The sequence below is a fragment of the Desulfovibrio faecalis genome (genome assembly GCF_053570625.1).
Genome location: NZ_JBRBQR010000001.1, coordinates 1,302,059 through 1,313,710 on the forward strand (window position 1 = coordinate 1,302,059; position 11,652 = coordinate 1,313,710).

The following is an 11,652-nucleotide window of genomic DNA, read 5'->3' on the forward strand; positions in this document are numbered from 1 at the left end:
TTCCGGGTTTTCCGTGGGTAACCCCTGTCAGGAACTGGCCGGGTAGAGGTTTAGACCGCCACAGAAGAAGTAGATGGCTGTCTTGAAATGCTCCCGGTTCCTATAACCGCAAGCCTTCCTCTTGATGGCCATGATCTTGCTGTTGAGGCCCTCGGCCACGCCGTTGGTGATCCTGTGGCGGCAGAAGGTCAGGATGTTCTCAAGATGTCTCTGAATCAGTCCGCCCACTTTGCGCATTGGGGCAAGATCTGACCTGTTCACCCAGACCAGCCATCGCTTCACAAAACGTCTGGCCCATCCCGTGCTCAGGTACTTCCAGACGTCGTTCAGGCTTTCCTTCATGGCCCAGGCCTTGGCCACCTTGAGGTTCGCTGTCTTCAAGGCCTCCAGGGCTGGCCGGTGTTTGTCCGGCAGATTCTCCTCCCGGTATAGCCAGAGGAATTTCGTGCCCTTGAGTCGATGGTCATCCTGACTTGTGAGTTCGCGGTGCTCTTGCTTGCGTACCCGGTCCACAGCCTCGCCTACGTGTTTCATGACGTGGAACCGATCGTGAACGATTTTCCCCGCCGCGTCCGGCACATGTTTGAGCGTAGCTTTAAAATAGGGCTCCCACATGTCCATGGCCACGGCCTTGATCCGCTCCAACTGCGCCTTGGTGAACTGAAGGTAGTACCCCTCAAGGCTTTCGGCCTTACGCTCGTCGGCCACATACTCCACCGTGCTGCCGATCAGATCACAAACCACGGTCACATAGTCGTGCCCCTTGCGGAATGCCTTCTCGTCAACGCCAAGATACCGCGAGGGATTCGATTGCTTGCGCTCCCGGCCCCGGCGCACCGCCCTTTCCATGACACCCCATGCTTCGTCCCAGGTGATGCGCAGGATGCGCCGCGCTCCTGTTACGGTGGCGCACTCGGTCAGCACGTCGATGATCAATCGCTCCATCAATATGGTGAAACGTGCCTTGGACTCGGCCCAAGGCACGTTGACCTGAAGGACGCCATGCTCGGGGCAGTCCACTCGGGGAATCCGAGCATGCAGGAACGTCTTGAACTGGCACGTGTCCAGATGGCGCCAGACACGAGGCTCGGCATGGTCGCGGCAAGCCAGCTCTCGACCACAAGTAGGGCAAAACCAGCGAACACCAGGACCATGCTCCACGCGGATGTCTACCCGACCTTCCGCCGTGTCCAGTTCAACAGCCTCAACAAACCAGGGCTCGGTCAGCCCGAGAATCCGAAAATATAGGTCCGTATCCTTCATTGGTGCCCTCCGGGAAGGACATTAGCAGATCAGCTACCCACGGAAAACCCGGAAGAGCCAAAAAAGGACTTGCGGAGATCTCCGTAAGTCCTTTGATTTTTTGTGGAGCCCTTGAGCAGGATTGAACTGCTGACCTCATCCTTACCAAGGATAAAATTATAAATTTCAGACACTTCATGATGTGTAATCGTTCATCATAAATTTATCAATAATATCTTGCTATAACGAGTGTTTTGCTAGTAAATTCTTCATCACTCATCACCACTCCGCATGACATTTGAAATAAAAAAGCGGGGCTATAGCGGGGCTAAAATTTAGGCAGGTAGGATCTTAAATATGGCTGAGGCCACTAAGAGTAATCATCCTGGGGTTAGGTATAGAGACAGTAAAACTCGTAAAAATGGAATCAAGCCGGATCGTTATTTTTTTATCCGCTACAAACTTAATGGCAAAGATAAGGAAGAAGGGGTTGGTTGGGCCTCTGAAAAAGTATCCGCAGCCACTGCGGCGGGGCTACTCGCCATCATCAAAAACAATATCAAAACTGGTAAGCGACCACAGTCCTTGGCTGACATGCGACAGATGGAAAACGAAGCCCGCCAAGCCGAAGAACTTGAAGCACAGGCTGCTCATCGCAACCATATCACGCTAGCTGAATTTTGGAATTCTGATTACTTGCCTTCGTGCGTTGGAAAACATCCTAGAACCATTACCTTTGAAAAAAGTATGGCTGGTAAGTGGATTTTCCCCATTATCGGATCAATTTCTTTACAGAAAATCACGACTAATATGGTGGAAGAGGTCATATTGAAGGCCACAGAACAAGGTAAAAGCCCAGCCACTATGGCCAAAATCCTTGGAATCATTTCACAGGTCTGGAATCATGCCGCATCTCGAGGTCTCGTTTCTGGGAATTCTCCAACGAAACGGGTAAAGCTTCCCAAAAAAGACAATCGACGAATGCGTTTCCTTACGCCTGACGAGGCATGTGCTTTGCTGAGCGCACTGCGTGGTCGTTCTCTTGATATGCACGATATGGCGCTGCTTTCTCTTTTTTGCGGTCTACGTGCTGGGGAAGTGCATGCTCTTACGTGGTCTGATATCGATTTTATTAACGGCACCATTTATATAAGAGACACAAAAAATAATAAAAATCGTCACGCATTTATGGGCGAAGAAGTGCGCAGAATGCTGATAGGTAGACTTCCTAAATCAGAAAGTAAACTACAGTATGTCTTTCCTGGTAAGGATGGGCTTGCGCGTAAATGGGTCTCAGATACGTTTGAACGTACAGTTAGAGACTTAGGTCTGAACAACTCTGGGGAATTGCGAATTCTAGCCGATGGAACACAAGTTCCTATTGAAATTTCTGACTCCCGCCAGAGAGTAGTCTTTCACAGCCTTCGCCATACGTTTGCCTCATGGTTGGTGCAAAAGGGTACGCCTCTTTATACCGTTGCTAAACTAATGGGACATAGCACGTTGGAAATGACCGAGAGGTATAGTCATCTTGACCTTACCCCACTGCGCATACCACTTGTAAGTTAGTGGTTCCCACTGGGTTGCAGGTTATATTCTTTTCACGGAACTCTTCCGGCGTCAGCCAGCCCAATGAGCTGTGCGGTCGCTGCTGGTTGTAATCCTGCCGCCAGGCTTCAACTGTCCTGCGGGCATCGTGCAGGGACAGAAACACGTTCTGATTTAAACACTCATCCCGGAATTTTCCGTTAAAGCTTTCAATGTGCCCATTATCTGTGGGCTTCCCCGGACGAGAGAACTCAATCTGCACACCATGCTCAAAAGCCCATGTATCCAGGGCCTTACCGCTAAATTCCGGCCCATTATCAACCTTGATTCGCTGTGGCAACCGACCTTGAAGGCGTAGTCTTTCAAGGACGCGCACAACTCGTACTCCAGGCAACGACATATCCACTTCGAGTGCGGGGCTTGAACGATCCCACAGATCGGCAATTGTCAAAATCCGGATGCGTCGCCCACCCATAAGGGAGTCGCTTACGAAATCCATCGCCCATTGTTCATCTGGGCCAGCAGGGCCAGCCTGGACAATACGGGCATGGCTTGGACGCTTCACTCGCTTGCGGGTACGCAGTGAAAGGTTTTCTTCCTGGTAAATCCTTTCTGTCCGCTTATGGTTCTGCACCAGCTCTTCCCGACGCAATAATTCGTGCAAGCGCGGAGAACCGAAACGCCGCCTGTCATTTGCCAGTTCCAGCATCCGAGTCCGCAAAAGAAGATCACGGTCCTCAGATGGTGGCCGTCTGGCTGAACAGCGATTAAACTGAATCACTCGGCAAGCCCGCCGCTCTGAGTAGCCATGCGCAGTCTGAATGTGATGCACGGCTTCCCTGTTGGCTGCGGGCCTCAAAAGTTTTTTGAGATCACGTCCTTCAGGACGACGATATCAAGCGCTTGTTCGCCCACAAGTCTTTTCAGCCGGGCGTTCTCTTCCTCCAACTGGCGCAAACGCTTGGCGTCAGAGATGTTCATCCCACCGAACTTGCTGCGCCATTTGTAAAAGGTCGCATCCGAAATGCCATGCTGACGGCAAAGATCGACAACGCGAACGCCAGCCTCGGCTTGCCGCAATATCCCAATAATCTGTTCTTCGGTGAATCTGCTACGTTTCATTCTTGTGCTCCTATGCCAGGAACACTAACTTTTCAATGGCATACTTTTCGGGGGGAGGGTCAATCTTGCTCCTGATACGCTTCAAAGAGCAGCATTATGCTTAGAAGGCGTGTTACCTCAATCAGAATGACCCCTTTTCAAAAAAATTGCCAAAAAGCCGTCGGATGTCGACGGCTTTTTTTTTGGGGTCGCCCCTGAACATACACTCGCCGTAAAAAATACAAAAAAAAGTTGGTTCTTCCGGGTTTTCCGTGGGTAACCCCTGTCAGGAACTGGCCGGGTAGAGGTTTAGACCGCCACAGAAGAAGTAGATGGCTGTCTTGAAATGCTCCCGGTTCCTATAACCGCAAGCCTTCCTCTTGATGGCCATGATCTTGCTGTTGAGGCCCTCGGCCACGCCGTTGGTGATCCTGTGGCGGCAGAAGGTCAGGATGTTCTCAAGATGTCTCTGAATCAGTCCGCCCACTTTGCGCATTGGGGCAAGATCTGACCTGTTCACCCAGACCAGCCATCGCTTCACAAAACGTCTGGCCCATCCCGTGCTCAGGTACTTCCAGACGTCGTTCAGGCTTTCCTTCATGGCCCAGGCCTTGGCCACCTTGAGGTTCGCTGTCTTCAAGGCCTCCAGGGCTGGCCGGTGTTTGTCCGGCAGATTCTCCTCCCGGTATAGCCAGAGGAATTTCGTGCCCTTGAGTCGATGGTCATCCTGACTTGTGAGTTCGCGGTGCTCTTGCTTGCGTACCCGGTCCACAGCCTCGCCTACGTGTTTCATGACGTGGAACCGATCGTGAACGATTTTCCCCGCCGCGTCCGGCACATGTTTGAGCGTAGCTTTAAAATAGGGCTCCCACATGTCCATGGCCACGGCCTTGATCCGCTCCAACTGCGCCTTGGTGAACTGAAGGTAGTACCCCTCAAGGCTTTCGGCCTTACGCTCGTCGGCCACATACTCCACCGTGCTGCCGATCAGATCACAAACCACGGTCACATAGTCGTGCCCCTTGCGGAATGCCTTCTCGTCAACGCCAAGATACCGCGAGGGATTCGATTGCTTGCGCTCCCGGCCCCGGCGCACCGCCCTTTCCATGACACCCCATGCTTCGTCCCAGGTGATGCGCAGGATGCGCCGCGCTCCTGTTACGGTGGCGCACTCGGTCAGCACGTCGATGATCAATCGCTCCATCAATATGGTGAAACGTGCCTTGGACTCGGCCCAAGGCACGTTGACCTGAAGGACGCCATGCTCGGGGCAGTCCACTCGGGGAATCCGAGCATGCAGGAACGTCTTGAACTGGCACGTGTCCAGATGGCGCCAGACACGAGGCTCGGCATGGTCGCGGCAAGCCAGCTCTCGACCACAAGTAGGGCAAAACCAGCGAACACCAGGACCATGCTCCACGCGGATGTCTACCCGACCTTCCGCCGTGTCCAGTTCAACAGCCTCAACAAACCAGGGCTCGGTCAGCCCGAGAATCCGAAAATATAGGTCCGTATCCTTCATTGGTGCCCTCCGGGAAGGACATTAGCAGATCAGCTACCCACGGAAAACCCGGAAGAGCCAAAAAGTTTAAGAAAAAATTCAGAATGGTCATTCTAAAAATTGAATAATTGTAGACTGTTAGTTTTCTGAATTTTTGAATTTTGAATGGTATTTTTTTAAGATTAATTAATAATATCAATAGATTGTAGACAAACTTTTAACAGGCTATATGTTAGCCGCAAGAGCAAGTAGCGCTCTGCATCATAAATTTTGATCGCATTGGGCGATTAGGAGGAGGTAATTTCGATGGGAGAAAAAGCATTAGAAAATTTTTGGAAGGAACTTGAGAGCGCACTTCCACCGATCTTTGCGCGTCATGACGTGCCCAAATATTGCGGGACTTTGATTACGCCTGGCGGGTTGGCCAATTTGGATTCAAAGGGGCAAGGGCCAAGTGGAAAAATTCGAATTGGCAAATATGCTGGCTACGAAAGAACCGCATTCATAGCTTGGCTTCGCAGTCGTGTGCGTTAACTTTGCTCCTAAGAGATGGGCGCAGGAGTGCGACTGTCTATTTGGGGTATGGGATCAAACTTTGAAGTAAATGAGGGTGAGATGTTAGTAAAATGAACTAATGCTAGTTAGTTGTCGTGGGAATTGTTGGTTAATTTAAAATATTGATGGGCTGAATATGCACTGTTTATCAGTAGTATCAGTCAATATCTGAAAAAAGGTGACTATTATGCTTGATATCTGCAGTCTCGTAAATGAAAGATCTTCGCCGGATGTAATGTCATCTCAAAACGATATAGGGGTAAGCGATTTCAATGAAATTAGTAGCAATGCACAGGTCACCCGTGCACGCGAAAAAATTGGCAATAATGGCGTGGGAGTTAAGCGAAGTCGGCGTACCGCTCAACAAATGGAAGAGTTAAAAACAAAAATAGCAGAGGACCATAATGCTGGTGTGCCATTCGCCGCAGTAATGCATAAATATAACCTTCGCAAGGATTTTCTAATAAAAATCTATTTTTCTCTACACATGGAAGGGCAATTGTGCGATGTGTCACAAAAATACGAAGTTATAAATACACCTCAGGAACTAAAAAAAGTCATGAACAAGTTTGGCATAGCCAATTCTGAGTATCTTCGTGTTGAGCCGGATGTTCAGAATGGAAAGATCATCGTTATGGAATATAAATAATTTATTTGAGCAGCGAGTGGCAAGAAATTGCCACTCGGGCTCGAATATATAAGGAGAAATATATGTCCACAGGAAGAAAGGCATTGCCGTGGCTGCAGAAGATGACCAGGGCAAATCATTTGTATGAGGAAATTAAGCGATTTCAGAACAATAAGGACAATTTTGAACTTAATAATTATCTCAAGGATTGCCAATATGAATTTAGTGCTAAGTATCGCCCATTCTCTTTATCAAGCATGCCTGAGCGTCTCTCTCATAATTTATCAATTCCAAACGAAATTTATCCTTGTGTGACATACATTAGCCACCCTGATCTACATGTGCCGCCAGATGCAGCTGTAACTGCATTGCTTACATGCGCAAGCATTGCATTAAGGGGAGCGGTGTCAGTTTTTGTAAGAGAAGGCTGGGTTGAACCTTCACCCATTATGTCCGTGATGATTGGTGACTCAGGTGCTCGTAAGAGCGGTTTCTTTAGTATACTATATAAACCATTTGAATGTTTTGAAAAAAGTAAAGCTCCATCGGAAAGAGAATTGATGATGGCCAATGAAATCCGCCGTATCAGCAATAAACATCTAAGTTGTTTCGAGGGGAAAATCACTCGAAATACTGTTAAGGAGCTTGTCGGAGAAAATCCAATGTATATTGTCGACAAGATGCTGGAATCTTCCAAAGAATTAGCTCTTCAAAGCGCTGAGCTCAGAAAAAAAACGGCGGAAATGTGCAGGCCAGCCCCGAAAGTTGTAATAGATTCTGGCACGCCGGTAGCTTTGCTAGAGTGTGTAAGGGATAATGGGGGGTGTATTGGGGTAGTTAGTCCTGAACCTAGTGTCTTTCGGGATCTCGTGCTCAGTCCAAACGCAAATTTAGATATTATTTTGCGTGGTTATACCCAAGAACCTTATACTCGCTTGGGCAGGGATCAAATACACCTGAAGCAACCCGCACTTCCTATGCTGCTGGCGTCGCAGTATAGCGTTGCAGCAGAGGTTTATGGCAATAAACATCTTAATGACATCGGTTTGACCCCACGGATCAGCCCTTTCTTTCTTCATGAGCATCACGAGCGTGTTCCATCTATGTTCAAATCAATTAAGCTTTATGATGCTGTTATGATACGATTGCTTAGTATGTACTACACGCAAAATTCGTCACCGCAACGGTATGTAATAAATGTCGAAGCTGATGCGTCAAAGTTAATCCAAGATTTTGAAGAGGAGATTAAATTTGATATTATACCAGACATGCACGGTTCGGTTGCTGCGAGCTTAAAAAAGATGCATGGCTTAGCTGTGAGATTCGCATGTGCCTTCCATGCCTTACTCCACGACATTCCACACGAAGCAAGCATTAATGCCTACGAAATGAGCATAGGGATTAGTGTTGCCAGAAATCTTATAGATCATTTTGAATTTGCGCATGATCCAAGGGGGTTGCCCGCCTATCTTATTGCTAAGCAAATTTTAGATAACATCTTATCACGACGGGAAGACAAAAGGCACAAGATCGGACAAGTCTGGGATGTCGAAAACATAAGAAGCCGCCTAGGGCTGAGCGCTGTAGCTGCTACTAATGCTTTAAAACTTCTGGAGGCGTGTAATTGGATAGTCTTTCATGATGATGGCTCAAAAAATCCAAAATTTGTTCTTCATCTTGATTCATTTGAAAGATATAGCCAAGAGCGATAATGAAAGAGTTTATGGAAAAAAAATGGCTCTAAGTACAGTTTTTATGGCTCATACAGGCGTCAGGGAGTGCTTCCTGGCGCCATTTCATGTACTTAGTTACTCAAATTTACCATAAACTCTGTCATTATGTTTAATGGCAATGGGTAACGTATAGTTAGAGTCATGTATCTATGAATCCGTGGCAAATGATTTGAAATGTTTTTGAGAGACTCTGTTTATTTCTTTATCTTTTGTATTTTATTTGAAGTAGAACTTTATCGCAAATATACTATGTTTAAATGGTCAGCAACTTTCAGAAGTAAGATTATTTATACTCCGTGGAGTTCGTACTTGGCTATCCCGGTTTTAGTAGTGTCTTAATAATAATCATAAAAGAGCTGTTTGCTGCGAATAATAAATGCAACATGCAGAATAAATTATAAGCACAACATTAATGCCATTTGTATGTTCATTAGCCATAGAAGTAATAACTACGACAGAGTTAAAGCAAACTAAAGGAGATGGTCATGGCAAAAGACACCACGACTGGGAGAAAATACAGGGGCTACACAATCAACAATGGTCAAGATGGCAACCTTCATTGCCATACGAAAACATTAGACCAGATCATAGACACTGTTGAACTCATGGCAGCCAAACACTCAAAGGTGTTTTCAGTACGCCTTGACATTCAGAACACAGCAACTGGTCGTATCGGGAACAATGGACAAGAGATTGACTATACACTCGACAGTAAGGACATGACCAGGATTATTGAAAGCGCAACACGTACTCTAAACTCAAAGTCAAAGGATGGGAAAAATGATCCTGATGTACATTGGGTATGGACAGCAGAAAAGACCTCACCAGATGACAAACCACACTTTCATGTAAATGCGTTTGTCAATGGCAATGCAATTCAAAACGGCTATTCCGTTAAAGAAGCTGTGAGTAGGGCAGTCAAAAACAAACTGCAAAACGCAAATAACACTCCCAATGAAAACTATGAGGGATTGGTTAACTTTTCAAGCAGTAATGGAGCCAAAGGCAAGCTCATAGAGCGCAATTCCCCAGAAGCCGAACAACAGATCAATGACGTAGTCTTTGCTGGGAGCTATCTGGCTAAAGTCCGCACCAAAGAATTCAACCCCAAGGGATCAAGAGTGTCCTCATGCACGAGGATTCATCGAAAACGATGATGTTAAATTGTGTGGTGACAACATCCTTCAGATCTCTCGAGTAAACCGTTATGTTCGCAGGTCATCATGGCTTTGGTTTGTGTTGACTTTTTTTGTCAATCATCCCTACGCTAGTTCATAGGTCTGCTCGCAGACATCATTGGTTGTCTTGGACACTTCGGAGCTCCGAAGTGTAAAATAATTATAAAATACGAGGTGTTGCTGTGACCATAGAACCCCCCAAGGTATCGACAATTGCTCAACCTGTCATTCCTAGCTGCGTAGGCGTAAGCCCCAAGATCGAGATGCTCAAGATAGCAGAGATATCGCCTGATAGTAATCAACCCCGGCGCTATTTTGATGAACAGCAACTTGAGGAGTTGAAAGACTCTATCAGGGTTCATGGAATTATTACTCCGATTCTATACCGGGTTGATGGCGATAAAAAAATAATCGTCTCTGGTGAGCGTAGATACAAGGTGGCATCAGACCTTGGCTGTAAAGAATTGCCAGCTCAGTTTGTGTCAGGGGATTATAGGGTCATTGCCTTGACTGAAAATTTGCAGCGGAACTCTATCCTGCCTATGGAAGAAGCACGAGCCATCCAGGATATCATCAATGCATCTGGTTTAGCTCAACAAGCCGTTGCAGTTCAATTGGGCAAGGCAGAAAGTACTATCTCTGAGGTACTCAAGCTCAATAGCCTCCCATCTGCTATGCAAGAAGCGGCTATGAGGAGTCCCCTTTGGTCGCGCAATAAGCTGCTTAAACTTTCAAAAATGAAAGGTGATAAGCAGCAATCTGAATTCAAAAAGATGCTAGCGGCCATAGAAAAGAAGGAGTCAACAAAAAAGCAGTCAGATTCTGCTTCTGGTGATGCAGATCAGCAGCCTACGCCTCAACATGCAAAGAAGATTACAACAATAGACCGCAAATTGCATGCATTCAGAGGGCACATTCAAAAGCTGCGCGATAGAATCAGGAAAGATGTAGAAAAGATAACGGATGCTCGTTTTAGAGACGGCATTGAAAAGGAGATACAAGCTCTACTGGATGAAGTCTCTGCCTATCAGAAGGGCAAATCCGAAGAGAATTAACTGTTTCACTCAAAGTATTTGAGGGTGTTGCTTTAGTGGCAACACCCTTTTTATTTTACTATCTGCTTATTATATGCATTCCTACACCAACCCTTATCAGCCCAACAGGCAGGAGAACACATGCAACAATACTGGCAACGCAATTTTGATCGCTCAGACAACTTGATCCGCCAGGGCATAGGCTCCGAGGCATTCTTTAGGTCTATTGAACAAGAATTGCCGCCTGTGGTCTCAAGAGCAGAGCTGGCGAAGGCCACAGGAGGGCTGATCTCAGCAAAAACGCTATCCAATGAAGACGCCTTGCACAAAGGTCCCGCAGAGCGTGTACGGGCAGGGTCAAAGATTGGCTACACACGTGCCTCAGCCATGGCGTATATTCGGAGAAAATTTCAACTATTATGACAAATTTGAGGTGATTATGTACGACTTTACCCCGCACCGGGCCAATCAGCCTGCTTCTGACAAGCAACTTTGCTATGCCTATGACCTTGCTGAGCGACAGGGACTAGACGCTGAAGCGCTTTGCTCAATACACTTCAGTAAAGAATTTGCCGAGATGACAGCAAATGAGGCCAGCCAACTTATTGATCTGCTAAGGGTGTGAAAGGGGTTGAGGGGCGCATGCCAATGTGTGAGGCAACATTCCTAGTCTGGCCGGGCTTCATCCCCCCGAACAGAATAATTATAACTCCAGTATAGTTGCCACGGCCCGCCATGGGGCACTCCTGAAATGACAACGCAAATTTCTGGTTGGTTCACTGCTCGACAGAACCCAGCGCTGATTCCGGCGGCATGGTCGCATCCGTGCGGCTGCTTAAATGCCGCTGGGGCAAGTGCTGCAGCGATGGAGCCACCGCCATGGGGTTTAAGATTCTGCAAGCTGGCTCACGCCCTGCAGGTCTGCCCAAGCATCAGTATCAAGATTGCCCGCAACTATTCCCAGAAAGACCACATTCTGCGTCTGGCAGCCAGAAGCGCCGCAGTGCCGCCACCGCCAAAAGACACGACCATTATGCCTCGTTTGCTCCAAAGATTCTTGCTAATGATTAGAGCAGGCTCTAGTCTGCAAAAAAATCGATTGCGTTCGAAACTCGGGGCTTAATAATGGTAC

11 protein-coding genes are annotated in these 11,652 nt (G+C 47.5%); 8 read left to right on the forward strand and 3 right to left on the reverse strand.

Annotation, left to right across the window (positions count from 1 at the left end; all coding sequences use genetic code 11):
• Positions 1-27: 27 nt before the first annotated feature.
• Complete coding sequence (locus ACUZ79_RS05755; protein WP_096152604.1) at positions 28-1,263, reverse strand: ISL3 family transposase; 1,236 nt, start codon at positions 1,261-1,263, stop codon at positions 28-30.
• Between the two features lie 336 nt (positions 1,264-1,599).
• Between ACUZ79_RS05755 and ACUZ79_RS05760 the strand changes: the two genes are divergently transcribed.
• Complete coding sequence (locus ACUZ79_RS05760; protein ID WP_449250965.1) at positions 1,600-2,811, forward strand: tyrosine-type recombinase/integrase; 1,212 nt, start codon at positions 1,600-1,602, stop codon at positions 2,809-2,811.
• Here the strand turns inward: ACUZ79_RS05760 and ACUZ79_RS05765 are convergent.
• A protein-coding gene (locus tag ACUZ79_RS05765) for an IS3 family transposase (RefSeq protein WP_449250966.1) occupies positions 2,780-3,912 on the reverse strand; the annotation gives its coding sequence in 2 pieces (ribosomal slippage) (positions 2,780-3,660 and positions 3,660-3,912; 1,134 coding nt in all). The genes ACUZ79_RS05760 and ACUZ79_RS05765 overlap by 32 nt on opposite strands.
• A gap of 265 nt (positions 3,913-4,177) precedes the next feature.
• On the reverse strand, positions 4,178-5,413 hold the full coding sequence (locus ACUZ79_RS05770) for an ISL3 family transposase (protein ID WP_096152604.1): 1,236 nt from the start codon (positions 5,411-5,413) through the stop codon (positions 4,178-4,180).
• Between the two features lie 285 nt (positions 5,414-5,698).
• On the opposite strand from ACUZ79_RS05770, the gene ACUZ79_RS05775 reads away from it, so the two are divergent.
• The 7 genes from ACUZ79_RS05775 (at position 5,699) to ACUZ79_RS05805 (ending at position 11,145) form a co-directional block, all read left to right on the forward strand.
• Entirely contained in the window at positions 5,699-5,926 is a 228-nt protein-coding gene (locus ACUZ79_RS05775; protein WP_192113916.1) for a hypothetical protein, read from the forward strand.
• A 208-nt stretch (positions 5,927-6,134) separates the two neighbouring features.
• A complete protein-coding gene (locus ACUZ79_RS05780) occupies positions 6,135-6,596 on the forward strand; it encodes a hypothetical protein (protein WP_192113917.1) in 462 nt (153 codons plus the stop codon).
• A 62-nt stretch (positions 6,597-6,658) separates the two neighbouring features.
• Positions 6,659-8,287 carry a DUF3987 domain-containing protein gene (locus tag ACUZ79_RS05785; protein WP_449250967.1) on the forward strand — a complete coding sequence of 543 codons (1,629 nt, stop codon included), beginning with the start codon at positions 6,659-6,661 and terminating at the stop codon, positions 8,285-8,287.
• 506 nt (positions 8,288-8,793) lie between these two features.
• On the forward strand, positions 8,794-9,465 hold the full coding sequence (locus ACUZ79_RS05790; RefSeq protein WP_449250968.1) for a YagK/YfjJ domain-containing protein: 672 nt from the start codon (positions 8,794-8,796) through the stop codon (positions 9,463-9,465).
• A gap of 203 nt (positions 9,466-9,668) precedes the next feature.
• On the forward strand, positions 9,669-10,541 hold the full coding sequence (locus ACUZ79_RS05795) for a ParB/RepB/Spo0J family partition protein (protein ID WP_449250969.1): 873 nt from the start codon (positions 9,669-9,671) through the stop codon (positions 10,539-10,541).
• Between the two features lie 120 nt (positions 10,542-10,661).
• Positions 10,662-10,943, forward strand: a complete 282-nt coding sequence (locus tag ACUZ79_RS05800; protein WP_449250970.1) for a hypothetical protein — start codon at positions 10,662-10,664, stop codon at positions 10,941-10,943.
• A 16-nt stretch (positions 10,944-10,959) separates the two neighbouring features.
• On the forward strand, positions 10,960-11,145 hold the full coding sequence (locus tag ACUZ79_RS05805; RefSeq protein ID WP_449250971.1) for a hypothetical protein: 186 nt from the start codon (positions 10,960-10,962) through the stop codon (positions 11,143-11,145).
• Positions 11,146-11,652: the final 507 nt, after the last annotated feature.